17 protein-coding genes are annotated in these 24,666 nt (G+C 69.0%); 10 read left to right on the top strand and 7 right to left on the bottom strand.

Annotation, left to right across the window (positions count from 1 at the left end; translation table 11 throughout):
* Positions 1–66 precede the first annotated feature (66 nt).
* The 7 genes from QBJ89_RS09345 to QBJ89_RS09315 are packed head-to-tail and all read left to right on the top strand — an operon-like array spanning position 67 to position 8,587.
* Positions 67–2,385, top strand: a complete 2,319-nt coding sequence (locus tag QBJ89_RS09345) for a bifunctional salicylyl-CoA 5-hydroxylase/oxidoreductase (RefSeq protein ID WP_277980244.1) — start codon at positions 67–69, stop codon at positions 2,383–2,385.
* A complete protein-coding gene (locus QBJ89_RS09340) occupies positions 2,382–3,140 on the top strand; it encodes an SDR family NAD(P)-dependent oxidoreductase (protein ID WP_277980243.1) in 759 nt (252 codons plus the stop codon). The genes QBJ89_RS09345 and QBJ89_RS09340 overlap by 4 nt, the downstream gene beginning before the upstream one ends.
* 10 nt (positions 3,141–3,150) lie before the next feature.
* Entirely contained in the window at positions 3,151–3,969 is an 819-nt protein-coding gene (locus tag QBJ89_RS09335) for an enoyl-CoA hydratase family protein (RefSeq protein ID WP_277980242.1), read from the top strand.
* Between the two features lies 1 nt (position 3,970).
* Complete coding sequence (locus QBJ89_RS09330; RefSeq protein WP_277980241.1) at positions 3,971–5,155, top strand: acyl-CoA dehydrogenase family protein; 1,185 nt, start codon at positions 3,971–3,973, stop codon at positions 5,153–5,155.
* A complete protein-coding gene (locus QBJ89_RS09325; RefSeq protein ID WP_277980240.1) occupies positions 5,152–5,550 on the top strand; it encodes a RidA family protein in 399 nt (132 codons plus the stop codon). The genes QBJ89_RS09330 and QBJ89_RS09325 overlap by 4 nt, the downstream gene beginning before the upstream one ends.
* 27 nt (positions 5,551–5,577) lie before the next feature.
* Positions 5,578–6,762: an acyl-CoA dehydrogenase gene (locus QBJ89_RS09320; RefSeq protein WP_277980239.1), complete on the top strand. Its 1,185-nt coding sequence runs from the start codon at positions 5,578–5,580 to the stop codon at positions 6,760–6,762.
* A gap of 55 nt (positions 6,763–6,817) precedes the next feature.
* Positions 6,818–8,587: a M14 family metallopeptidase gene (locus tag QBJ89_RS09315; protein WP_277980238.1), complete on the top strand. Its 1,770-nt coding sequence runs from the start codon at positions 6,818–6,820 to the stop codon at positions 8,585–8,587.
* Positions 8,588–8,697: 110 nt separating this feature from the next.
* Here the strand turns inward: QBJ89_RS09315 and QBJ89_RS09310 are convergent, their stop codons facing one another.
* Complete coding sequence (locus QBJ89_RS09310) at positions 8,698–10,413, bottom strand: hydantoinase B/oxoprolinase family protein (protein ID WP_277980237.1); 1,716 nt, start codon at positions 10,411–10,413, stop codon at positions 8,698–8,700.
* Positions 10,410–12,449: a hydantoinase/oxoprolinase family protein gene (locus QBJ89_RS09305; protein WP_277980236.1), complete on the bottom strand. Its 2,040-nt coding sequence runs from the start codon at positions 12,447–12,449 to the stop codon at positions 10,410–10,412. Before QBJ89_RS09305 ends, QBJ89_RS09310 begins: the two co-directional genes overlap by 4 nt.
* Before the next feature lie 140 nt (positions 12,450–12,589).
* Here QBJ89_RS09305 and QBJ89_RS09300 point away from each other — a divergent pair, with 140 nt between their 5' ends.
* The 3 genes from QBJ89_RS09300 to QBJ89_RS09290 are packed head-to-tail and all read left to right on the top strand — an operon-like array spanning position 12,590 to position 15,154.
* Entirely contained in the window at positions 12,590–13,432 is an 843-nt protein-coding gene (locus QBJ89_RS09300; RefSeq protein WP_277980235.1) for an alpha/beta hydrolase, read from the top strand.
* Between the two features lie 19 nt (positions 13,433–13,451).
* Positions 13,452–14,792: a cytosine permease gene (locus QBJ89_RS09295; protein ID WP_277980234.1), complete on the top strand. Its 1,341-nt coding sequence runs from the start codon at positions 13,452–13,454 to the stop codon at positions 14,790–14,792.
* Positions 14,789–15,154, top strand: coding sequence for a nuclear transport factor 2 family protein (locus QBJ89_RS09290; protein ID WP_277980233.1), 366 nt, complete (start codon positions 14,789–14,791; stop codon positions 15,152–15,154). Before QBJ89_RS09295 ends, QBJ89_RS09290 begins: the two co-directional genes overlap by 4 nt.
* A gap of 37 nt (positions 15,155–15,191) precedes the next feature.
* Here the strand turns inward: QBJ89_RS09290 and QBJ89_RS09285 are convergent, their stop codons facing one another.
* The 5 genes from QBJ89_RS09285 to QBJ89_RS09265 all read right to left on the bottom strand — a co-directional run bounded on the left by QBJ89_RS09285 (position 15,192) and on the right by QBJ89_RS09265 (position 24,155).
* On the bottom strand, positions 15,192–16,103 hold the full coding sequence (locus tag QBJ89_RS09285; protein ID WP_277980232.1) for a sugar phosphate isomerase/epimerase family protein: 912 nt from the start codon (positions 16,101–16,103) through the stop codon (positions 15,192–15,194).
* Positions 16,104–16,185: 82 nt separating this feature from the next.
* Positions 16,186–18,288, bottom strand: a complete 2,103-nt coding sequence (locus QBJ89_RS09280; protein ID WP_277980231.1) for a TonB-dependent receptor — start codon at positions 18,286–18,288, stop codon at positions 16,186–16,188.
* Between the two features lie 538 nt (positions 18,289–18,826).
* Positions 18,827–20,131: a M20/M25/M40 family metallo-hydrolase gene (locus tag QBJ89_RS09275; protein ID WP_277980230.1), complete on the bottom strand. Its 1,305-nt coding sequence runs from the start codon at positions 20,129–20,131 to the stop codon at positions 18,827–18,829.
* A 47-nt stretch (positions 20,132–20,178) separates the two neighbouring features.
* Positions 20,179–21,714, bottom strand: coding sequence for a M81 family metallopeptidase (locus QBJ89_RS09270; RefSeq protein ID WP_277980229.1), 1,536 nt, complete (start codon positions 21,712–21,714; stop codon positions 20,179–20,181).
* Between the two features lie 41 nt (positions 21,715–21,755).
* Complete coding sequence (locus QBJ89_RS09265) at positions 21,756–24,155, bottom strand: TonB-dependent receptor (RefSeq protein ID WP_277980228.1); 2,400 nt, start codon at positions 24,153–24,155, stop codon at positions 21,756–21,758.
* Positions 24,156–24,666 lie beyond the last annotated feature (511 nt).

Genomic DNA, 24,666 nt, shown 5'->3' with positions numbered 1-24,666 from the left:
TATTTTAAGCTTGAAGTATCAGCGCGGTCCGATAGTCTGGCCCGCGTCCCCGTCGAGGAGAGTGCGATGAAGGTGGCATGCGTCGGCGGCGGCCCCGCCGGGCTCTATTTCGCGATCTCGATGAAGCTGCGCGATCCGTCGCACGACGTCACCGTCTACGAGCGCAACCGCGCCGGCGACACGTTCGGCTGGGGCGTGGTCTTCTCCGACCAGACGATGGATCGGCTCGGCGAGAACGACCCGGTCAGCGCGCGCGTGATGATCGACGAGCTGGCGCACTGGGACGATATCGCGGTCCATATCGACGACGGGGTGCGACGCGCCGACGACCGCTCGACCGGCCATGGCTTCATCGGCATCGGCCGCAAGCGCCTGCTCGACATCCTCCAGGCACGCGCACGCGAGCTCGGCGTGACGCTCGCCTTTGAGACCGAGGTAGAGCCGGACAGCGCCTTCCTCGCCGACAACGACCTTGTCGTCGCGGCGGACGGGCTCAACAGCAAGTTGCGCCGCCGCTACGAGGCGAGCTTCCAGCCCGACATCGACACGCGTCGCAACCATTTCGTCTGGCTCGGCACGCACCAGCGCTTCGACGCTTTTACCTTCCTGTTCAAGAAGACCGAGTTCGGCTGGATCTGGGCGCACGCCTACCAATTCGACGAGGACACCGCGACCTTCATCGTCGAATGCTCGCCCGACACCTATGAGCGCGCCGGCTTCGCGACAATGAGCCAGGCGGAGAGCTGCCGTCTGTGCGAGGCGATCTTCGCCGATCACCTCGGCGGCCATACGCTGATGTCCAACGCCGGCCACGTCCGCGGCTCGGCCTGGATCCGCTTCCCGCGCGTGATCTGCCACGGCTGGAGCCACGAGAACGTCGTGCTGCTCGGCGACGCCGCGCATACCGCGCATTTCTCGATTGGCTCGGGCACCAAGCTGGCGTTGGAAGACGCGATCAAGCTCGCCGAGGTGATGAGCCGCCCCGGCATCGACACGCGCGACGGCATGGCGGCGGCACTGCGCGACTATCAGGAGGAGCGCCAGCTCGAGGTCGTCAAACTCCAGAACGCGGCGCGCAACTCGACCGAATGGTTCGAGAACCTCGACCGCTACCTGACGATGGATGCCAAGCAGTTCACCTACACGCTGCTGACGCGCAGCCAGCGCGTCAGCCACGAGAACCTGCGGCTGCGCGACCCCGCCTGGCTGGCCGCACTGGAGCGCTCGCTGGTGACGGGCGCGCTGGGGCGGGAGACGGACGAGCCGATCCCGCCGATGTTCCTGCCGTTCCAGCTGCGCGGCATGAGCTTGCGCAACCGCGTCGTGATGTCGCCGATGGCGATGTACTCGGCGGTGGAGGGCGTGCCCGATGACTTCCACCTCGTCCACTATGGCGCGCGCGCGCTCGGCGGCGCGGCGCTGATCGTGACCGAGATGACCTGCGTCTCGCCCGAGGGCCGGATCACGCCGGGCTGCACGGGGTTATGGAACGAGGCGCAGACGGCGGGCTGGCGCCGCATCACCGACTTCGTCCATCGCACGCCCGGCGCGCGGATCGCGGTGCAGCTCGGCCACAGCGGCGCCAAGGGCTCGACGCGGCTCGCCTGGGAGGGGATCGACCGACCGCTCGAAGTCGGCAACTGGCCGGTGGTCGGGCCGTCCGACGTCGCCTGGACGGCGGACAACCAGGTGCCGGTGGCGCTCGAGCGCGCGGCGATGGACGACATTCGCGACCAGTTCGTGCGCGCGACCGAGCTGGCGGAGGCGGCCGGCTTCGACATGATCGAGCTCCACTGCGGCCATGGCTACCTCCTCTCCGCCTTCCTCAGCCCGACGCAAAACCGCCGCACCGACGACTATGGCGGCACGCTCGCCAACCGCTTGCGGTGGCCGCTCGAGATCTTCGCGGCGATGCGCGCGGTGTGGCCCGCGGAGAAGCCGATGTCGGTGCGCATCTCCGCGCACGACTGGGTCGGCGCCGACGGCAACACGCCCGACGACGCGGTGACGATCAGCCGCGCCTTCGCCGCCGCCGGAGTCGACCTGATCGACGTGTCCTCGGGCCAGGTCACCAAGCGCGAGACGCCGGTCTACGGCCGCATGTTTCAGACGCCGTTCTCCGACCGCATCCGCAACGAGGTCGGCATCGCCACCATGGCGGTGGGGAACATCTGGGAGACCGACCACGTCAACTCGATCGTCGCGGCCGGGCGCGCCGACCTGTGCGCGATGGGCCGTCCGCACCAGATGGACCCGAACTGGACGATCCGTGCCGCCGCGCAGCAGCAGCTCGACGACGCCCCCGTGCCGCCGCAGTACAAAAGCGGCTATTTCCAGCTGAAGCGCAACGCGGCGCGCGCCGGCCAGCTGACCGCGCTCAAGTGAGCGACGGCGCGCACGCTCTGGTCACCGGGGGTGGCAGCGGCATCGGGCTGGCGATCGCCGCCGCGCTGGCCGCGACCGGATACCGCGTCACCGTCACGGGGCGCGACGCGCGGCGGCTCGAGCGCGCCTGCGCCGAGCTGCCCGGCGCGCTGCCGGTCACCTGCGACGTCACCGACGTCAGCTCGGTCGCGGCCGCGCTGACCACCGCGCGCGAGCGCTCGGGGCCGGTTGCGGTGCTGGTCAACAACGCGGGCGTAGCGCGCACCGCCACCTTCGAGAAGACGGACGACACGGTCTGGGACGAGGCCTGGCGCACCAACGTGCTCGGCGCGGTCCACCTGACCCGCGCCGTCCTGCCGGGCATGCGGACGCTGCCGCACGGACGCATCGTCAACGTCGCGAGCACCGCCGCGCTCAAGGGCTATGCCTATGTCAGCGCTTATGCCGCGAGCAAGCACGCGCTGCTGGGGCTCACCCGCTCGCTGGCGCTGGAACTCGCCGCGACCGCGATCACCGTCAACGCGGTGTGCCCGGGCTATACCGACACCGCGATCGTGCGCGACGCGGTCGACACGATCGTCGCGCGCACGGGGCGCGACCGCTCGGCGGCCGAGGCCGTCTTCACCGCCACCAACCCGCAGCGCCGACTGATCACGCCCGACGAGGTCGCCGCGGCGGTGCTGTGGCTCGTCGCCGACGCGGCGCGCTCGATCACCGGCCAGGCGATCGCGGTCGCCGGCGGCGAAGTCATGTGAGGCCGACACGATGACCGTCTTAGATCCCGCCAGCTATCGCCCCGCGCATTTCGTGTTCGACGTCGCCGATACGGTCGCGACCGTGACGCTGCACCGGCCCGAGCGGAAGAATCCGCTCACCTTCGAATCCTATGCCGAGCTGCGCGACCTGTTCCGCGCTCTGTCCTCCGCACCCGCGGTGCGCGCGGTCGTGCTCACCGGCGCGGGCGGCAATTTCTGCTCGGGCGGCGACGTGCACGAGATCATCGGGCCGCTCACCGCAATGGCGATGCCCGAGCTGCTCGCCTTCACGCGCATGACCGGCGACCTGGTCAAGGCGATGCGGCACTGCCCGCAGCCGATCGTCGCCGCGGTCGACGGCGTGTGTGCGGGCGCGGGCGCGATCCTGGCGATGGCGTCGGACCTGCGCCTCGCCACGCCCGCGGCGCGGACCGCCTTCCTGTTCACTCGCGTCGGCCTCGCCGGCGCCGACATGGGCGCCTGCGCGGTCCTGCCGCGGATCATCGGCCAGGGCCGCGCCGCCGAGCTGCTGTTCACCGGGCGCGCCTTCGACGCAGCGGAGGGCGAGCGCTGGGGCTTCTTCAACCGGCTGTGCGCGGCCGAGGCGCTGCTCGGCGAGGCGCAGGCGCTCGCCGCCACGCTCGCGCGCGGCCCGACCTTCGCGCACGCGATGACCAAGAACCAGCTCAACATGGAATGGGCGATGCCGCTCGACAGCGCGATCGAGGCGGAGGCGCAGGCGCAGGCGATCTGCATGGCGACGCGCGACTTCGAGCGCGCCTACCACGCCTTCGCCGCCAAGCAGACGCCGGTGTTCGAGGGAGACTGAGATGGCGGATACGACCTTCCTCGACTGGCCCTTCCTCGACCAGCGCCACCGCGACCATGCGACGTGGCTCGATGACTGGTGCGGCGCGCAGGGCGACGCGCTGCACCGTGAGAGCGGCGACGTGGGTGCCGACTGCCGCGCGCTCGCTCGCCTGCTCGGCGACGCCGGCGTGCTGCGCCATGCCGTGCCCGCGGCCTATGGCGGTGCGGGAGAGCGCGTCGAGGTGCGGACGCTGTGCCTGACGCGCCAGACGCTGGCCTATTATCACGCGCTCGCCGACTTCGTCTTCGCGATGCAGGCGCTCGGCACCGGCGCGATCGCGCTGTTCGGGCAGGAATCGGTGCGACGTGCCTATCTGCCGCGGGTCGCCGCAGGCGAGTGGGTGGCGGGTTTCGCGCTGTCGGAGAAGGAGGCCGGCTCCGACGTCGCGGCGATGGCCACCACCGCGACGCGAGTGCCGGGCGGGTGGCGGATCGACGGCGAGAAGACGTGGATCTCGAACGGCCCGATCGCCGACGTGCTGACGCTGTTCGCCCGCACCGGCGAGGGCGAGGGCGCGCGCGGTCTCTCCGCCTTCGTCGTACCGACCGCCACCGCCGGCTTCGCCGTGACCGAGACGATCGACGTGATCGCGCCGCACCCGCTCGCCACGATCCGCCTCGACGGCTGCGTCGTTCCGGATGATCACCTGATCGGCACCGCGGGCGGCGGCTTCAAGATCGCGATGGCGGTGCTCGACATGCTGCGCTCGACCGTGGGCGCGGCGGCGCTCGGCCTGGCGCGGCGTGCCACCGACGAGGCGATCGCGCGCGCCACGTCCCGGCGGCTGTTCGGCGCGCCGCTCGCCGATCTGCAGCTGACCCAGGCCGCGATCGCGGACATGGCACTCGGCAACGACGCGAGCGCGCTGCTGATCTACCGCGCCGCCTGGGCGAAGGACCGCGGCCAGCCGCGCGTCACCCGCGAGGCGGCGATGGCCAAGCTCCACGCCACCGAGGCGGCACAGCGCACGATCGACGCCGCGGTACAGCTGTTCGGCGGCGCGGGCGTGGTCAGCGGCAACGTGGTGGAGCGGCTGTATCGCGAGGTCCGCGCCTTGCGCATCTACGAGGGAGCGAGCGAGGTGCAGAAAGTGGTGATCGCGCGCGCCGCCATCGCGGCCGCGCGGGAAGGCGGCGCCGCATGAGGATCGTGCAGCCGCCCGGCTGGCCGCGCCCGCGCGGCTACAGCAACGCCGTCACCGCGAGCGGGCGCCAGCTGTTCGTCGCGGGGTTGATCGGCTGGACCGCCGAGGAGCGGTTCGAGGCGACCGACCTGCCCGGCCAGTTCGAGCAGATCCTGCGCAACCTGCTCGCGATCCTCGCCGAGGCGGGCGCGGCGCCCGAGCATGTCGCGCGCATGACGTGGTACATCACCGACAAACAGGCCTATCTGCGCGACGCCCGGCGGATCGGCGAGATCTACCGCGCGCTGATGGGGCGCCACTATCCCGTGATGGCGGTCGTGCAGGTGGTCGCGCTGATGGAGGACGCCGCGCTGATCGAGATCGAGACGACGGCGGTCATCCCCGATGACCTGTGACATGAACCCGACGCGAGGCGGTAGACGATGACCCAGATGGGCCGGTTCGACTGGGCAGACCCGTTCCTGCTCGACGATCAGCTGAGCGAGGACGAGCGGATGGTGCGCGACACCGCGCGCGCTTATGCCGAGGACAAGCTCGCGCCGCGCATCGTCGAGGCGTTCGCCAACGAGCACACCGACCCCGCGATCTTCCGCGAGATGGGCGCGCTGGGGCTGCTCGGCCCGACCATCCCGGAGGAATATGGCGGCGTCGGCGCCTCCTACGTCGCCTACGGGCTGGTGGCGCGCGAGGTGGAGCGGATCGACTCAGGCTATCGCTCGATGATGAGCGTGCAGTCGAGCCTCGTGATGTACCCGATCTACGCGTACGGCTCGGAGGAGCAGCGCCACCGCTGGCTGCCGGGGCTGGCGCGCGGCGAGCTGATCGGCTGTTTCGGGCTGACCGAGCCCGACGCCGGCTCCGACCCGGGCGGCATGACGACGCGCGCGCGCAAGAGCGACGGCGGCTACGTCCTCTCGGGCGCCAAGACCTGGATCTCGAACAGCCCGATCGCGGACGTGTTCGTGATCTGGGCCAAGAGCGACGCGCATGACGGCGCGATCCGCGGCTTCGTGCTGGAGAAGGGTGCCAAGGGGCTCGCCACGCCCAAGATCGAGGGCAAGCTCTCGTTGCGCGCCTCGATCACCGGCATGGTGATGATGGACGAGGTCGAGGTCGGCGAGGACGCGTTGCTGAACAACGTGGCGGGGCTGAAGGGGCCGTTCGGCTGCCTCAACCGCGCGCGCTACGGCATCAGCTGGGGTGCGCTGGGGGCGGCGGAATATTGCTTCCACGCGGCGCGGCAATACGGGCTCGATCGCAAGCAGTTCGGCACGCCGCTCGCCGGGCGGCAGCTGTTCCAGAAGAAGCTGGCCGACATGGAGACCGAGATCGCGCTCGGGCTGCAGGCGTCGTTGCGCGTGGGGCGGCTGATGGACGAGGGCCGGTTCGCGCCCGAGATGGTCTCGCTGGTCAAGCGCAACAACGTCGGCAAGGCGCTCGACGTCGCGCGCGCGGCGCGCGACATGCACGGCGGCAACGGCATCTCGGGCGAGTATCAGGTGATGCGCCACCTGATGAACCTCGAGACGGTCAACACCTACGAGGGCGCGCACGACGTCCACGCGCTGATCCTCGGCCGCGCGATCACGGGGATTGCGGCGTTCTGAAACCGCCCTCCCTCCCGTGTCGCGCGCTGTCTCTGCGCCCTTTCCGGAGTGCCTCATGACCCTCGCACCATGGCCCGACGATCGCCGCGCCCCACTGCCGCCCGTGCCCGCCTGGTCGGGCGCGAGCGAGGCGTTGGTCGCGCCCGTCGGCGCCAATTGGCGCACCCCCGCCGAGGCGGACGACTTTGCCACGACGCCGACCTACGCCGAGACGCTCGCCTTCCTCGACGACCTCGCCGCCGCCACCCCGCTGGTGACGCTCGGCACCTTCGGCCGGTCGGTCGAGGGCCGGCCGCTCACCATGGTCACGGCGTCGCGCGATACAGCGGCGGCGCGCTCGCCCGCGTCGGCCTCGAGTCGGGCGCGCGTGCTGGTCCAGTGCGGCATCCACCCCGGCGAGATCGACGGCAAGGACGCCGGCCTCATGCTGCTGCGCGACATCGCCTTCAACGGCCGCGACGACCTGCTCGACGGTGCCGACTGGTATTTCGTCCCGGTGCTCAACCCCGATGGCCATGAACGGCGCTCGGCGTTCAGCCGTCCCAATCAGCGCGGACCGGCAGTACAGGGCTGGCGCGCCTCGGCGCAGGGGCTCAACCTGAACCGCGATTTCATCAAGGCGGAGTCACCCGAGATCCAGTCGCTGATCCGGCTGATCGACGCGATCGAACCGGATTTGTTCGTCGACCTGCACGTCACCGACGGGCTCGATTATCAGTACGACATCTGCTTCGGCTTCCAGGACGAGCCCTACGCCACGTCGCCCGCGATCAGCGCCTGGCTTCATCGCCAGTATCGACCCGCCGTGACGGCGTCGATGGAGGCGATGGGGCACCTTCCCGGCCCCTTGATCCTGGCGCTGGACGACCGCCGCCCCGAACTGGGGCTGGTGCTGCCCGCCTTCCCGCCGCGCTTCTCGCACAGCTACGGCGACATGCGCCATCTCGCCACGGTGCTGGTCGAGAACCACTCGCTCAAGCCCGTCAGGCAGCGCGTGCTCGGCACCTACGCCCTGCTGGAGGCGACGTTGACGATCGCCGCCGAGCAGGTCGAGGCACTGCGCGCCGCGACCGCGCGCGATCGCGCTGACCGAGCCCCGAACCCGGTACTGACATGGGAGATGGCGGCCGAGCCGGCGCGGGACATACCCTTCCGGCCGATCGCCTCCGACTTCTACGACTCGCCCGCGTCCGGCGCGCGCGAGGTACGCTGGCTGGGCGTGCCGCTGCCGGAGGTCGAGGTGCCGCTGCTAGGATCAACACCCGGTCTCACCATCTCTCGCCCGCGTGGCTATTGGGTGCCCGTGTCCGAGCCCGACGTGATCGAGCGGCTGGGGCGTCACGGCATTGCAATGGAGATCGCCGCCGAGGCGATGGAGGCAGAGGTCGAGATGATCCGCCTGCGCGACGTCGCGGTGGCACCGACGATCTCCGAGCGGCGGCCTGCGGTGGTCGCCGCCTGCGCGCTGGTCGAGCGACAGCGGCGGACCTTCGCCGCCGGCTCGGCCTTCGTCACGACGGATCAGCCGCTCGGCGAGCTGGCCATCCATATGCTCGAGCCGGCCTGCGCCGACTCCCTCTTCGCCAAGGGCTTCGTCGCCGGCTGCCTCGACGCGGTGGAATATATGGAAGCCTATGTCGTCGCGCCGATGGCGGACGAGATGCTGGCCGCCGATCCAGCGCTCGCCGACTCGTTCGCCGCCGCGCTGGCGGCCGACCCCGCCTTCGCGGCCGACCCGCTCGCCCGGTTGAGGTGGTTCTACAGCCGCTCGCCCTACCAGGATCGCGACCACCTCCTTTATCCGATCGGGCGAGTCACGGCCTGAGAGGAAGCCGCATCGCCGCCCGCCGCGGCGGCAGCGACGTCAACGAACTGGCCGCCGGCTCCGACGCGAGAAGGATAGCGGCGTCGACGACCCGGCGAGCGCGGTCGCCATCACGCCGTCGGCGCGCGCAGCCGCGCGGTGCCGTCCTCGTCTACCCGCGAGCCGGCGATCACCACCTTATACTCGCGCTCGGCCGCCGCGACCGTGACATAGCCGTCCAGCACGTCTTCCAGGACGGCGCCGGGATCACGCTCGAAGGCTATTCCATAGCCCGCGCCGCCCGCGGCGCGCGCGACGGCGCGGTCGCCGGTGCGGACCGGCAGGCGATACGTCCCCACGCGCTTCTGCTCGGGTGTGCCGGCGCGGACCAGCAGTTCGTTGGTCTCGGGTCGCGCCCCGCCGAGCAGCGACCAGGGCCGCTCCTTGCTGCGCTTGGTGATCGACAGGAACTCTCCGTCCTCGACGAAGCGGATCGAGCGCTCGGTACCCACGCCGCCGCGCGTGCGCCCGGCGCCGCCGGAATCGGGCCGGATGCCGAACGTCTCCATCCGCATGCCCGTCTTCATCTCGATGACCTCGATCGGCGTGTTGCGGACGAGGCTGCCGGAAATGTGGTTGGTGGCGTTGATCCCGTCGTGCGTGGCACTCCCGCCCCAGCCGACCGGCTCGTTGTTCGACACCGCATACATCTCGCCGGTTGCCTTGCTACGGCCGATCATCATGAACCCCAGCGTATCGCCGCCCGAGCAGGCCGCCACCCGCTCCGGCATGCCCTGCGCCAGGGCCTTGTAGACCAGCTCGAGCGCGAGGTGCGCCGGCCATTGGGTGTAGGTCGCGGAGGGGTAAGCGGCGTGGAACAGGTTGCCCTCGGGCGCGATCACCGTGAGCGCGCGGAACGAGCCCGCATTGTTGCGCTGCATCGGCGTGGTGAGCGACTTGAGCGCGAACTTGCAGATCGTCTCGGTCAGGCCGATCGGGATGTTGATCGGTCCGCGCACCGCCGGCGACGATCCCGAGAAGTCGCAGGTCATGCCGTCGTCGTCGATCGTGACGCGGACGTGGATCGGCACGGGATCGTCGCTGACGCCGTCGTCGTCGACCAGGTCGTCCGCCTCCCAGCTGCCGCGCGGCAGCTCGGCGAGTGCCTTGCGGACGAGCGCGTCGCTGTGGTCCTTGATCCGCGTCACGGCTTCGCCGAACGCGTCGGCGCCGAACTTCGCCAGGATCGCGTTCAGCCGCACGATGCCGGTCCGGGTCGCGGCGACCTGCGCCTCCATATCGCCCAGCACCGGGCCGGGCATGCGCGAGTTGAAGCGGATGATGTCGATGATGTCGCTCACCGGCGCGCCGTCGCGGTAGATGCGCGTGCCGGGGAAGATCAGCCCTTCCTGGTGCATGTCGGTCGAATCGAGCACATAGCCCGGGTCCTTGGCGCCCAGGTCCATCCAGTGCGCGCGGATGCAGGTGAACGCGAAAGGCCGATCCGCGCCCGGCGCGAACACCGGCGCGAACAGCGTCGCGTCCGCCGCATGCGCGGAATTCCAATAGGGATAGTTCATGATCAGGATGTCGCCGGGCCTCAGCGTCTCCAACCCGGCATGCGCCACGCCCTTGCGGATCGCATAGTCGTTCGCGCCCAGGAAGAAGGCGAGGCCCGGCGCGTCCGCGATCAGCTCCAACTCGGCGTCGAAGATCGAGATGCCGAAGTCGAGCACCTCGTAGATTACCGGGTTGAAGGCGGTGCGGATCAGCGTACGCCGCATCTCCTCCGCGGCGGAGACGAGATAGCTGCGGATGACCTCGACCGTGGCGCCGTCCAGCATCATGCAACCCTCCTGCGGATGATAAGATGGCCGTAGTCGTCGACCGTGACGGTCTGATCGGTGTGGATCACCGTGGTGGCGGTGCCTTCCTCGACGATGGCGGGTCCGTCGAAGGCATGGCCCGCCGCGAGGGCCGCGCGATCATAGACGGCGAAGGCAATTCTCTCGCGCCGCGCGAAGCAGAACGCCTCGCGCTGCCCGCGCATGGCGTCCGATACAGGCCCCGTCGCCGCCGCCGCGCGCGGCAGGGCCGGCTTGGGCAGCACCGCGCTGGCGCGCACGCGCAGCGTCACCACCTGGATCGCGGTGTCGATGGCATGGCCGTAGCGCTGCTTGTGCAGCGCGTGGAAGCGCGCGCGGATCGTGTCGAACGGCTGCTCGTCCGACAGCTCGACCTCGAGCGCATGCTCCTGCCCGGCATAGCGGCATTCCACCAGCCGCACGATGCGCTCGCCGACGCTGCCGCTCGCCTGATCGGCGAGTGCCGCGCGCGCCTGCGCGACCAGCTCGTCGAATGCCGCCATCACGGGCGCCTCGGCCGGGTCATCCAGCGGCCGCAGCTCGGTGCGGGCGACATCGGTGACGACGTCGGACATCAGCATGCCCCAGGCGGAGAAGACCGCCGGCGACTGGGGCACGATCAGCTCGGCGTTCTCGACCTCGCGCGCGATCAGCGGCGCGATCATCGGGCCGGCGCCACCGAAGGCGAGCATCGAGAAATCGCGCGGGTCGCGCCCCCGCTCGACCGTGATCTCGCGGATCGCGCCGGCGGTGCGCGCCACCAGCACGTCGAAGATGCCGGCGGCCGCGCGCGTCGGGTCGATCCCGAGCGGCCCCGCCACCTTCGCCGCCATGCCCGCCCGCGCCGCCGCCACGTCCAGCTCCACGCTGCCACCAAGGAAATTGGCGGCATCCAGGAAACCGAGAATGAAAGCGGCGTCGGTGGTCGTCGGCTCGGTGCCGCCGCGGCCATAAGCGATCGGCCCGGGCTGCGATCCGGCGCTGTGCGGACCGACCTGGAGCAGACCTTCCTGCACCCAGGCGATCGAGCCGCCACCGGCACCGATGCAGCGGATATCGAAGATCGGGATCAGCGCCGGCAGATCGGCCAGCGGAGCCTCGTGCATCACCAGCGGCTCGCCGTCCTCGATCACCGCGGCGTCGAGGCTGGTGCCACCGTAATCGAGCGTCAGCACCCGGTCGCGCTTGATCTCGCGGGCGAGATAGCTCGCCCCGATCAGGCCGCCGGCCGGCCCCGACAGCACCGTGTAGATCGGCGCCTTCCGCGCCGTCTGCGCCGTCATCGCGCCACCGGCCGAACGCATGATGAGCAACTTGCCGTCGAACCCGGCATCGACCAGTCCGCTCTCGAGCCGACCGACGTAATCGTTGAAGATCGGGTTGATGTAGGCGTCCACCACCGCCGTGGCGGTGCGCTCATACTCGCGATACTCGCGCGTGATCGCGCTCGACGCGGACACGGCGACCGACGGGAAGGCGGCGCGGATGAGCGCCGCGGCACGCTCCTCGTGCGACGGGTTGCGATAGCTGTGGAGGAAGCACAAGGCGATCGAGCGCAGACCCGCCGCGACCAGCTCGCCCGCCGCCGCGACCACGCCCGCCTCATCGAGCGGCTCGAGCTCGCTGCCGTCCGCCGCGATCCGTCCGACGACACCCTTACGATAGCGCCGCGGCACGATCGCGGGCGGCCGCTGGTAGCGGAAGTCGTACATCGAGGCGGCCGGGACGTCGCCCCGGCCGATCTCGAAGATGTCGCGGAAGCCAGCGTTGGTGATGATGCCGGTGGCCACGCCGCGCCGCTGAATCACCGCGTTCAGACCGAGGGTGGTGCCATGAACGAACAGCTCGGTGTCGGCCAGGTCGATCCCCAGCCGCGTCAGCGCCTCCAGCACCCCGCGCGCGGGCTCGTCCGGGGTGGTCGACGCTTTGGCGAGACGCGTCCGTCCGGTCTCTGCGTCGAACAGGATCGAGTCAACGAACGTACCGCCGATGTCCACCGCGACACGATACCGCTTCATTCAGAACAATCCTCAATTCGCCTCACGCCGCATTGATATTCCATTCTTGACCCAAATCTTCGCGAGTTTGTTGCGTGGGGCGCAAAGGAGCGGATCGCTGCTGGTGGGAAGAAAGCGCCGGTGACAGGATCGGGCTTCCCATGCTGAGACCGCAATCCTCGATCAACGCGACGTGCGACAGCTATCATGGCGTGGCGATGGCGCTGTGGCGACAGGCCGTGGCCGCGCTGCCCCATCGCCTCGACGTGCCATATGGCGCGGCCGAGGAACAGCGCCTCGATCTCTTCTTCCCGGCGCAGGCCACCGCCGCTGGGCCGCTGCCGATCTTCCTCGACATTCACGGCGGTGGCTGGACGCATGGCTACAAGGAGTGGATGGCGCTGGCGGCGCCGGCGGTCACCTCCTGCCCCGCGATCTTCGCATCGTTGGGTTATCGGCTCGCGCCCATGGCGCGGCATCCGGCGCAGGTGCAGGACTGTCTCGCCGCGATCGCTTGGCTGGTTCACCACGCCGGGGAGATCGGCGGCGACGCGAGCCGCATCCACGTCGGCGGCCATTCGGCAGGAGCGCATCTTGCCGCGATGGCGAGCCTGCGCACCGATCTTCACGCCGCACATGACCTGCCGCCGGGCGTGATCCGCAGCTGTTTCTGCTACAGCGGGCTGTACGACCTGCGCGGCGCACACGCGCGCGCGGAGATGCCAGGGGTCTCGCCCGTGCCCATGCTGGCCGACGCGAGCGCGGAAGGCGACGCCTCACCGCTACTGGCAGTGAGAAAGGTCGACACCGTCTTCCACGTGTCGTGGGGCGAGCAGGAGCTCGCCGGCTTCCGGGAACAGGGCCGCGGCTTCGCCGACGCGCTCGCCGCCGCCGGCAACCAGGTGGCCGTGGAGACACCCGACCTCGACCATTTCTGGATCCATCTCGATCACGCGCGCGGCGACAGCGACTGGGTCCGCGCGCTTTACGCGCAGATGCGCTGAAGCAAGGGGACGTCGTACCGTGACCATCGTCAAGCGCATCGCCGGCATGATCGAGCGCCATCCCGAGCGTCCACCCGGCGAGCAGGACATGCGCAGCTGGCCGTTTCTCACGATGGTGCTGGTCGGCGTGTCGATCTCGGTGCCGTTCTTCGCCTTTGGTGGGCAACTCGGCCAGCGCGCCGATCTCACCACGGTCACGATCGGGATCCTCCTGGGCAGTCTGCTGCTCGGCTTCTGGGGCATTGCCACCGGCTATGTCGGTGTGGCCGCGCGGCTGCCCACCGCGATGGTGATACGACGCACCTTCGGCACGCGCGGCTCGCTGGCGATCGTCGCGCTGATGGTGGTCACGTCGTTCTGCTGGTTCGGCCTCCAGACCCAGATCCTGGTGAAGAGCGTTGCCGCGATCCTCGACACCCAGCTCGGCTACACGCTGGACCAGCGCGTCGGCATCGCGCTGGTCGGCGCGCTGATCGCCTCCACCGCGGTGATCGGCGTCAAGGCGATGGGCAAGGTGGCGGTGGTCAGCGTGCCGCTGCTGCTGCTGGCGACGCTGGTGCCGCTCGCCATCGGGCTCGATCGCCACGGCACCGCGGGCCTGTTCGCGCCGCGCGCGCTGACCGAGCCGCTGGGGCTCGGCATGATCGTCTCGATCGTCGTCGGCGCGGAAGTGTTCGGCTGCTCGATCAACCCCGATCTCAGCCGCTTCCTGCGGACGCCACGCGACAATGCCACGGCGATGTACATCAATTACGGAGTCGCCTTCCCGCTGCTGCTGATCCTCGCCGCCGCGCTGGGCATCCTGTACGGCAACGCCGATCTGGTCGCGACCATGCTGGCGGCCGGGATCGCGCTGCCCGGTCTGCTCGTCATCATCCTCGCCACCTGGACCAGCAACGACAAGAATCTGTACGCCTCGGCACTGTCGCTGTCGGCGCTGTTCCCGAAGGTGGAACGCTGGCTGCTCGCCGCCATCGCCGGGGTGCTGGGGACGTGCCTCGCCGCCGCCGACATTCTCGGCCATTTCATCGTCTGGCTGACCTTCATGGGGCTGCTGATCGCGCCGATGTCGGGCGTGTACGTCGCCGACTTCTTCCTCGACCGCGAGCGCTACGCGGCGGCCGCGCCCGCGCCGGCTGCCTTCCGGCTCGCGCCATTGTCCGCCTGGGGGTTCGGGATCGTCGTCGGGCTCGCCACGCTGCCGCGCGCCAATCTCGGGCTCGGCCTGTTCGAGCTGACCCGCGCGCCGACCGTCGACGCGCTGCTCGCCGCCATGGCCTTTCTGTTCGTCGCCCAGCGGTTCTCGCGTCCCGCGGCGCGCCCCCTCCCCGCCCTCTCGCCGTCGACGGAGCTGCCATGATCGACAATCCCATCACCCGCTTCTTCTCCTGGTGGAACCAGGCCTATCGCGAGCACGACTTCACCCCGGCCGGCTTCGCGCGCTTCTTCACCGCGGACGCGCCATTCATCGTGGACGGTGCCGTTCGCGGCACCGGCCCCGAGGCGATCTGCGCACATTTTCAGCGGATCCGCGCCAAGACCGACGCGGTGGAGCTGGAGACCCCGGTACAGGCGACACTGGCCGACGACCGGCTCGCCTTCGCCCGCTACGCGGCCACCTTCGAGGGTGTTGAGGGTGCCGGCGCGGAGGAGTGTCTCGCGGTCGCGACGATCAGCGACGGGCGGCTCGCCTCCTTCGAGGTGATCAGCCGCCAGCGGTGACCGAGCCGGGCCGCGCCGATGCCGACCCGCGCTGTCGCTACATCAAGGGAGCGAGATAGCGGCGCGCTGCCGCGGACGTCGCCAGCGGATCGGTAGGCACGTCGTATTCGACGTAGAAATGCTCGACCCCTGCCGCCTCGGCCGCGGGAATGATCGTCTTGAACGGCACGATGCCCGCGCCCGGATCGCGGACCGAGCCGTCGCGCGCGATATCCTTCATGTGCAGCATGCGGAACCGGCCCGGGAAGCGGCGGAAATACGCAATGGGATCGACCCGCGCGTTCACCGCCCAGGCAAGATCCATCTCGAACTTCAGCTTCGCCGGATCGGTGCCGTGCAGGATCAGATCGTAGGGCACGTCGTTGCCGACCCTGGCGAACTCCTGGCTGTGGTTGTGATAGGCCAGCGTGAACCCGGCCGCATGCGCGACATCGGCGGCGCGGTTCAACGCCTTGATCAGCTGATCGATCTGGGCGCGCGTGCGCAGCTGGGACGGCCAGCTGATCTGCCACACGATATACTTCTGCCCGAGCGGTCGCGCCTGTGCGACGCACGCCTCGATCAGGCCCTCGACACGATCGAACGAGAAGGCCTCGATGAACTTGCGCTCGAACGTCGGCATGTCGATCCGTTTGGCGACCCCGTCGTCGAAGACCTTGTAGAGGCCGGGCGGCATGATGTGCTGCGACGGCGAGACCAGCCCGTGCTTGTCGAGGATCGCGCGCACCTCGGCGGGATCGCGGCCGAAGCTGCCGAGCGTCTCCACCTCGCGATAGCCCATCGCCGCGACCTTGCCGATCGTGCCGTCGAAGTCGGCGTCCAGCGCCGCCATCAGCGTGTAGAGCTGGATGCCGAGTGCGCGGCGGCGCGGTCGCGCGACCACCTGTGATGACAGCGCCAGCGCCGCTGCGCCGCCCAATATGGCGCGGCGATCGATCGCGTTCGGCATCGTTCTTCTCCTCACTGCAGCTGACCGGGCGCGCCCGTGACGGCGCGGGCGGGCAAGCCTCACCCGTCGGCCGCGCCGCCGCTCAGAACTGGACCCCCAGCTGCGCGCCATATTGCGCGGGTTCGTTGTAGCTGACCAGGCTGGTGGTGCCGAGCGCGTGCGGGCCGACCGCGGCGGGCGTCCGCTCGTCCGTGATGTTGCGGCCGACGAACGATAGCGTCCAATTGTCGCGGCGGATGCCGATCTTGGCGTTGAGGAAGGTGCGCGGCGACGTGCGCAGGCTATTCTCGACATCCCAGTAGACATCGCCGCGATGGGTGAGGTCCCCGTGCGCGACGAGGCTGAAGCCGCCGCCGAGCGGCTTGTCGACATCCAGCGAGCTCTGCAGCGTCAGGCCGTAGATCTGCGGCGTGCGATTGTCGCGGAAGGCGTCGCGATCCTCCGGGAGGAACTGCTTGATCTTGACGTCGGAGTAACCGACCGAGCCGCTGATGCTGAAGCCGTCGAGCGGCCGTATCGTGGTCTCCGCCTCGAAGCCGAACACCTTGGTCTTTTCGATGTTCGAGATGGCGATGTAGATGCCTTGCCCCGGCAGCACGCGCGAGGTCTGGAGCAGCTGGCCGTTGAAATCGGTGTAGAAGACCGCGCCGTTGAACGTGACACGTCGATCGGCGAAGTCGCTCTTGAAGCCCAGCTCGTAATTGTCCGCGGTCTCGGGATCGTAGCTCAGCAGTGCCGCGATGCTGCGCGGATTGAAGCCACCCTTGCGATAGCCGCGCGAGTAGCTCGCATAGGTGAACAGACTGGGCGAGACCTTGTAGGACAGCGACGCCTTGCCCTGCGGCTCGCTGAAGGTCTGGCGAAAGGTCTGGTTCGCGAGCTGGTCGGTCAGCCGCTGCCGCTCCCAGTCGTAGCGGAACCCGCCGGTGAATTCGAGCCGATCGGTGAAGGCGTAGGAGGCCTGGCCGAACAGCGCGAAGGTGCGATATTCGCGCTCGTCGTCATTCTGCGAAAAGAAATCCGGCGGATTGCCGACGCTGCCGTAATTGCTGACCTGGTTGCGCGTCTCGTCCTGGTAGAAGGCGCCGACGTTCCACTTGAACGGCCCCGTCCCGTCGGAGGTCAGCCGGACCTCCTGTGACCACGCCTTGTCGATGAAGCGGACGTTCTGGGTGTAGGTATCGGCCGCCGAGAAGTCGCCATCGGCGGTCGTATAATCGCGACCATAGGAGTTGGCGGTGATCGACGTCAGCGTGGCGAAGTCGCTGATCGTGTAATCCATCTTGAGCGACAGCGCGCGCAGCTTGGTACGGACGATGCCGAGCTGGTTCTCGCTGACCGGCGCGACGATCTTGTCGAACAGCTCGTCGGCGACGGGCGCGAGCCACAGCCCGCCCACCTTGCTGTCGGTCGTCGAGAGGGTCAGCGCGGCCCGGAAGTCAGGCGTTCCCGCCCATACCAACGACGAGCGGCTGGTGAGCGCGCGCGCGAAGTCAGCTTTCTGGTTGATCGCGACATTGTCGATCAGACCGTCGAAGTCATAGGCGGTCGCACCCGCCTGAAAGTACAGCTTGTCCGCGATGAGCGGGCCGGACAGGTTGAGGTTGACGCGCTTCTCGTTGCCGCTCAGCCACGCCGCGGTGGCACTGCCCTCGAACTCGTTGGTTGGCTGCTTGGTGACGATGTTGATCGCCCCCGCGATCGCCCCGCCGCCATAGAGCGTGCCCTGCGGGCCGCGCAGCACCTCGATCTGCTGGACGTTGACGAGTTCCTGCTGGAAGAACATCTGGCCGGGCTGCACGACGCCGTCGACGATCGTCGCGAACGGGAACTCACCGTCACGGCCCAGCGTGGTGAAGCCGCGAAACGACACCGTTTTATAACCCGGGTACAAGCCATCGAGCACCACCAGGTTCGGTGTCAGGCGCACCGCGTCCTGGAGCGTGCGCAGGTCCGCATTCTGGATCGCTGCCTCGGAAATGACGCTGACCGGATCGGCCATCGTCTGCACCGTCTCGCTGCGCTTGCGCGCGGTCACGACGACGTCGTTGTCAACGCCTGCCGCGGTCGGTGCGGCGAGCGGCTGCGGGTCGCTTCCCCCCGCTTCCTGCGCCTGCGCCGCTCCGGCGGCGAGTGCAATCGTTATCGCGGCCAGGCCGCTTGCCCCGAAGTAGCGCTTTTTCATACCAACCCCCTTCTGATGCCAGCGGGAGGACACGGCGCGGTCGCGCCTGCGCCTCCCACTCGTTGACCGTGCGACCAGCGGCGATACAGACAGTGCCGCATCCATCCGCCCAGGCTCGGGTCGCCGCGGTATGTTGGACGATCGTGGATCGATCGCCGGCTTCCGGGTCGACTCGAGGAGGTCGCGCGGCGACCATGTCCCCGCGGCCACTTCTCCGAGGTGATGAGGTTGCAGCGGCCGACCCCGCGGTTCAATGGACCGGATGCTGCGCAATCGTTGCGTTTTGAGCAAACTAGCGTCGGCTCACGACGATCCTGCGCACGAAGATTGCGGCGACGTCCGTTTCGCTGCGTCCTCGCGGCCGCCTCAGAAGCATGAGCGAGACATGCCGAGCCGGTCCGATCGCTTCTCGAACAGAACGCCCGCTATCCGGCAGAGCGCTCGAAAGCGCCGTCGTTGCTGCTGCTCGTGCCGCGCCCCTCTTCGAACGCGGGCAAGCAGGCGCGGTACCGTGTGCCGCGCCGAACCGAGCCCCTCCTCACCGCAGCCCCGCGGCGGCGAGCAGCAGCAGCAGGTCGAGGCGCTTGACCCGTTGAGACGGGACCTTCGCCGTCTCGATCCATTCGTCGGGCGAGTGGCCGCGATCGCCGCTCGCGGCGCGTGACAGCGTCACGGCGGGGATGCCCAGGCTCATCGGTACGTTGGCGTCGGTCGAGCTGCTGGTCAGCCGCGGCGCGATCTTCTCCGCGCGGTAGGCGGCGACGCCGAGGCGAACGAGCGGGTCGGTCACCGGAGTGGCGCCCGCCGGCCGGTCGCCGACCGGCACCTTCTCGACCGTCACCGCGCCCTGCTTTACCGAGCGCGCCGCATTTTCCGCGGCCACCGAGCGATCGACCACCCCGAGGAAGTCGCGCTCGAGCCGCGCGAGCTCGGCGGCACTCTCCGAGCGCATGTCGACCTCCAGCGTGACCTCGCGCGGGATCGCGTTCACCGAGGTCCCTCCGCCCACCACGCTCGCGCTGTACGTCGTCTTCGGGTCGGTCGGCGTCGGCAGCGCGTACAGGCCCGTGACCGTGGCCGCCATCGCCGCCATCGGGTTGACCAGCCCGAACGCGCCGTAGCTGTGACCGCCGGGCCCCTTGTAGACGAGGCGATAGCGTTTGGAGCCGACGCCGCCGACGGTGAAGCCGTCCTCCGCGGCGCCGTCGATCGAGAAGAAGGCGGCGGCACGGTCGCGGTAGGCGGGTTGGGCGAAGAGGTGACGCACGCCGCGCAGATCGCCCAACCCCTCCTCGCCGACGTTGCCGACGAAGAGAATGTCGAGCGGAGTTGCGATCTTCGCCGCCGCCATCGCGCGGATCAGGCTGAGCTGGGTGGCCAGTCCGGTCGAGTCGTCGCCCACGCCCGGGGCGTGCAGCTGCGTGCCGTTGCGCCGCACCGTGACCGGCGTTCCGGCGGGGAAGACCGTGTCGAGATGCGCTGCCATGATTACCATCTTGCCCCCGGGCGCGCCGGTGCCGCGGCGCAGCCCGAGGACGTTGCCCACCTCGTCGATCCGGACGTCGCTGAGCCCCGCTTCCTTGAACAGGGCGGCATAGGCGCGCGCGCGTGCCGCCTCCTTGAACGGCGCCGCCGGTATTTCGGTGAGCTGCACGATCGTCGCGACCCACCGGTCATGCTCTTGTTCCAAGGCTCGTACGGCGGCGCGATAGTCGTCGCGCTCGCGCAGCGCGTGCACGATCGCGGAGTCCGCTGCCTGCGTCGGCGGCGCCGCAACCTGCGCGCGCACGGCTGTGGCGCAGAGCGTCACCGCGATCAGCATCACGCGTCGGATCTGCCGCATCCTGGTCTCGCCGCGTCGCATCGCTCTCTTCTCCTCGCTAGCCCGCGTCATACCCGGCCGATCCGTGCCGAGCGATATGGCCGCGGGGCATAACGAAGGTCCGCCACCCAGGGGAAGGTGGGCACGCGGTGCCGGTTGGCGATATGCGGAATGTCCTGATCGATCGCGCCCGGCGACAGCGCCATCAGATGCGGGTTGGCGAGCGGCTTCATCGTCGGGTTGAGATAGCCGCATTTGAGCACCACGATCTTGAACGCCGCCGGCTCGAGGCCGAGCGCGCGGAACGCCTCGGCGGCGTGATAGGCGCGCCGCTTGGAGGAAAGCGTCATGGTGATGCCGTCGAACGCGATCACCGCCTCGCGCTCGGCCGGGTCGCTGACCGTCGCCAGATACTTGACCGTGGCAGTCACCGGTACTGGGCTGCTCGCTACAGGGTCGAGCGATCCGCCGACGCGGAGCGGGATCGTCTTGCCGACGCCTGCGGCATAGCAGGCGTCGGTCGCGGGCCGGTCTGTCATCCCGCCTAGCAGCACCTCGCGCGCGCCAGCCTTCAGCAGCGCCTGGAGGAACAGCGACTGATCGGCGTTGCCGCCCCCACCTGGATTGTCACCGGAGTCGGAGATCACCACCGGCCTGGTGGTCGCCGCCATCGCGGTCGCGATCGTCTCCTCGATCGAGCCGGTCGGACTGCCGAATTTGAAGTCGCGACGCGCGTCCCAGTAGCGCGAGGCAAGCTCGGCCGCGATCCGAGCCTGCATCGCCGGGTCAGTGCCGGTGACGCACACCGACGCCGCCGAGCGCGGCTCGTCGGCCCAGACGTAGCCGACCAGCTGCGAGACATCGAGCACGCCGGCCTGGCGATTGTACTCGCTCAGGTCGGACCAGAGGCGGCGGCCGGGGTCCCACTCGGTGCTGCTCTGCTCGCCCGCCAGCCCGACCGGGATCGTCGCCCAGACGATCCCCGGGCGGAGCCCGTAGCGGAGGCAGTGCGTCAGCATGTCGGTCGCGCGCATCGTGTTCTCGACCCGGTCGACGTGCGGCGCGGTGCGATAGGCGGTGATCGCGTCGAGATTGTCGACGATCCGCTGGCTGACGTTGCCGTGCAGGTCGTAGCTGGCGGACAGCAGGCAGTCCGGTCCGACGACCTGGCGCGTCGCCTCGTACCAGTCGCCCTCCGCGTCCTGCATGCCCTCGACGAACATCGCGCCGTGCATCGCCAGATAGACGCCGTCCAGCGGCAGCAACGCGCGCAGGCGCTGGAGATACTCCGCCTTGAGCGCGTCATAGGCGTCGCGCGCGATCGGTCCGCCTGAACCGGCATTGGCGACCAGCGTCGGGAGGAAGGGCACGTCGTAGCGCCGCAGGAAGGTGAAACGTTCGTTCTCGAAAATGGCGTCGCCGCGCAGCACGGTGAAATTCTCCATCCTGGCGCGGATGCGGCTGTACGTGCTGCACTCGGACGCGATGCCGCCGATCGCGATGCGCGGCACGCGGCGGTAGCGCGGCACGATCTGCGCTTGCGCGGTGCTGCTCGCCGCGAGCGCACCCGCGGTGGTGGCGGCCAGAAAGGTTCGACGTCGCATGATGAGGGTCTCCTCGGTCGCGTACAGAAAGGGAGGCGGGGTCAGAAGGCGGCGCTGATCGAGCCGGTGATGCCGAAGCCGCCGCCGATCAGATACGTGGGTGCCGATCCGGCGATCACGTTGCCCTGCCGGCTCGCGGTCGCCTGGGCGTTCGAGGTGACGCCCTGGATGCCGGACAGATACTTCTTGTCGGTGATGTTGGTGAGGTTGAGCTGCAGCTGCGGCTTCTTGACGAAGCCGATCGACCGGAAGCGATAACCGATGCTCGCGTTGGCGGTCGCGAAGCCCGGCAGCATCTCGTCGTTCATAAAAGTCGAGTATTGGTCGCTGATATAGGTGCCCTCGACCGAGGCGAAGAAGGACCCGTCGTCGTAGTTCAGCCCGGCCGAGGTGACCCATTCGGGGCTGAGCACCGCGCGCTTGCCGGCGGTCGGGAGGAAGACGCCACGCACGGGGTAGTCGTCCTTCGTCGTCGCGTCGAGATACTGGCCCGAGACATAGGGGCTGAGCCCGTGCCACGGCACCAGCCCGATCTCGGCCTCGACGCCGCGCGCGGACTGGTCGCCGACGTTGACCGCGAAGCCGACACTGGTGCCGTTGACGATCTGGCTGCCCTGCACCAGCCGGTCGGTGAGATCGTAGTTGAACGCCGCCACGGTGAAATGGACGAGGTCGCCGTGGTGGCGGAAGCCGATCTCCTGGCCGAGCGAATATTCCGGCGTGTAATTGCCCGACGGGGTGCTGGACGGCACGCCGGTCGCGGCATTGTAGATGTTGACGTAGGACGACACCGCCGAGGGCGCGCGGAACGCGGTGGTGATGTCGGCGAAGAGCTGGTTCTTGTCGTCGAGGCTGTAGCGGATCGACGCCTGCGGCAGCGGGCGCTGGCTCAGGCTCTCGGTCCGCATCGCGCTGCCGGGCAGCGGGCTGCGCGAGACGCGGTCGACCCAGACGTATTTGAAGCCCGTGTTCACGAGCAAACGATCGTCGTCGAGCTTTACCGTCATGTCGGCGTACACGCCGTGGACGTTCTGCTCGATCCGCGCGGCGAAGTTGCGGAACGTGTCGCCGCTGGCGGTCAGCACCGAGCCGCGGTCGCCATAAGGATCTTGCACGCCACCGTCCGCGTCGGCGACCTGGAAGGCGGCTTTCTCGTCGTGGACGAAATGCGAGTACCAATAACCTAGCCGCAGCTGCGCCAGCCCCACGTTCCAGCGCAGATAGCTGTTCTGGCCGTAGGTCTTCTGATCGTAGCGGTCGACGTTCATCACCGTCGCGATCGCCTGGCCGGCGGCGGCACCGGGCGCCTGCAACGGCCCCGCCGGCTGCGTGCCATAGAAAGCGGTGCGCAGGTTGAGGTTGCTCGCGCCGTTGATGATGCCGTGCGTGTAGAGGAGATAGGGCGTGGCGACGATATCGAGCCGGTCGGTCAGCTTGAAGCTGGACGGCGCGCTGACATAGAGACTCTGGCGATCGGCGACGCGCAGCCGATAGTAATTGGGATTGCCGACACCGGTCGCAGGATCGACGCTGTAGCTGGCATCGAAGTTGAAGTCGCGACCGAACTGCCGGTATTGCGCCAGCGTCGGGTTGCGCGAGCGGTCGGACTTCTCCTCATTGTAGGTGGCCACCAGCGAGATCGTGTCGCCGGACGCGAACTCCTTGACGATCTTGCTGTCGATATGGTGACGCTCGGTCCGCCCCGGTCCGCGCCAGCTGCGGTTGTACGTGCGCGAGCCCGACACGAAGGCGCGCACACCGGATGTGCCGATCTCGCCGGTCTGCAAGCGGAGGAACTGCCGATTCAGGTCGTAATTGCCGAGGCTCGCCGAGGCGAAGGCGCCGGCCGAGCGCGACGGTGCGATCAGTTCCTCCTGGAGGAGCGCGCCCACCGAATTGTAGACCGGCGCGGTGATGTCGGTCGAGCCGCGGGTCAGATTGATCAGGCCGATGTTCTCGCTGTCCGCCCATTCGCTGGGGAAGGCGCTGTACGAGAGCTGGTCACCGATCGGCATACCCTCGAAGTTGAAGCCCAGCGACGTCTGGCTGAGCCCGCGGATGGTCAGGTTGGGCGCGCTGCCGAAGGGGTCGCCGCTGCCCAACACGACGCCGGGCAGATTGCGGATCAGCGTGAACACGTTGGTGGTCGCCGCCTGACGATCAATATAGTCGCGCGTGACCGTGCTGCGCAGCTTCGTGCCGGTCTGTACCGACATCAGGCCGCCACCCGGCGTCGTGTTGCTCACGCCGTTGGCCGAGCTGCCGCGACCGGTGACGACGATATCCGGCGCGGCGGCGTCGGCGGTGCCGTCGAACCGCTCGCGCGACGTCTGTGGATCGCCCTCCGGCTGATCGACGGTCTGCGCCCAGGCCGGCACGCCGGTGAGCGCCGCGAGGGTCGCGCTGGCGAGCAGCAGCTTGGTGTGGCGTCGGGTTGTCATGCGTCTTCCCCTTGTTGAGCTTTATGGTCCTTTCGTTCGTCCTGCGGTGGGTGCGGGCGCTTTGGTCGCCTCGCGTCGCGCGGCCGCTCTAACGGCGGCCGTCGCGGGATCGGTGGGGTCGCCCGAGAGCGCCTCGTTCAGAAGTTGACGCGCACGCCAAGCCGGAAGGTGCGGCCGATCACGTCGTACAGCAGCGAGTTGACGCCCGGGCTTACCCCGGTGGACGCGCCGCGACAGCGGTCTTTGTCAAATCCACCCTGCGAAGGATTATTTTTGTAATTTGGTTATCTGATCGGGGTGCTTGGTTGTAATGTCAATATAGCCGACGTGTGACGTTTGCTTGCTGGCGCTGTTCAACACGGTGGCTATGCGCGTGTCAGCACATGCGAGTGTCGGGCAGCCAGCCGCTGGGCTCCCCCCCCCCACATCGATGCGCTCGAAACCGTAAAAGCCTTTGGCAACAAAGTGCCGAGGACCATAACCCGCCGCCCGCAGCGGAAAGGAAGCTTCC

It is taken from the genome of Sphingomonas phyllosphaerae, assembly GCF_029623345.1.
GTDB lineage: Bacteria > Pseudomonadota > Alphaproteobacteria > Sphingomonadales > Sphingomonadaceae > Sphingomonas > Sphingomonas phyllosphaerae_C.
This window is presented reverse-complemented; position numbering and strand designations above follow the sequence as displayed.

Excerpts from the sequence above, each read along its gene's own strand:
- QBJ89_RS09345 (WP_277980244.1), top strand. The coding sequence starts at position 67 with ATGAAGGTGGCATGCGTCGGCGGCGGCCCCGCCGGGCTCTATTTCGCG.
- QBJ89_RS09335 (WP_277980242.1), top strand. The coding sequence starts at position 3,151 with ATGACCGTCTTAGATCCCGCCAGCTATCGCCCCGCGCATTTCGTGTTC.
- QBJ89_RS09330 (WP_277980241.1), top strand. The coding sequence starts at position 3,971 with ATGGCGGATACGACCTTCCTCGACTGGCCCTTCCTCGACCAGCGCCAC.
- QBJ89_RS09325 (WP_277980240.1), top strand. The coding sequence starts at position 5,152 with ATGAGGATCGTGCAGCCGCCCGGCTGGCCGCGCCCGCGCGGCTACAGC.
- QBJ89_RS09320 (WP_277980239.1), top strand. The coding sequence starts at position 5,578 with ATGACCCAGATGGGCCGGTTCGACTGGGCAGACCCGTTCCTGCTCGAC.
- QBJ89_RS09315 (WP_277980238.1), top strand. The coding sequence starts at position 6,818 with ATGACCCTCGCACCATGGCCCGACGATCGCCGCGCCCCACTGCCGCCC.
- QBJ89_RS09310 (WP_277980237.1), bottom strand. The coding sequence starts at position 10,413 with ATGATGCTGGACGGCGCCACGGTCGAGGTCATCCGCAGCTATCTCGTC.
- QBJ89_RS09305 (WP_277980236.1), bottom strand. The coding sequence starts at position 12,449 with ATGAAGCGGTATCGTGTCGCGGTGGACATCGGCGGTACGTTCGTTGAC.
- QBJ89_RS09300 (WP_277980235.1), top strand. The coding sequence starts at position 12,590 with ATGCTGAGACCGCAATCCTCGATCAACGCGACGTGCGACAGCTATCAT.
- QBJ89_RS09290 (WP_277980233.1), top strand. The coding sequence starts at position 14,789 with ATGATCGACAATCCCATCACCCGCTTCTTCTCCTGGTGGAACCAGGCC.
- QBJ89_RS09285 (WP_277980232.1), bottom strand. The coding sequence starts at position 16,103 with ATGCCGAACGCGATCGATCGCCGCGCCATATTGGGCGGCGCAGCGGCG.
- QBJ89_RS09280 (WP_277980231.1), bottom strand. The coding sequence starts at position 18,288 with ATGAAAAAGCGCTACTTCGGGGCAAGCGGCCTGGCCGCGATAACGATT.
- QBJ89_RS09275 (WP_277980230.1), bottom strand. The coding sequence starts at position 20,131 with ATGCGGCAGATCCGACGCGTGATGCTGATCGCGGTGACGCTCTGCGCC.
- QBJ89_RS09270 (WP_277980229.1), bottom strand. The coding sequence starts at position 21,714 with ATGCGACGTCGAACCTTTCTGGCCGCCACCACCGCGGGTGCGCTCGCG.
- QBJ89_RS09265 (WP_277980228.1), bottom strand. The coding sequence starts at position 24,155 with ATGACAACCCGACGCCACACCAAGCTGCTGCTCGCCAGCGCGACCCTC.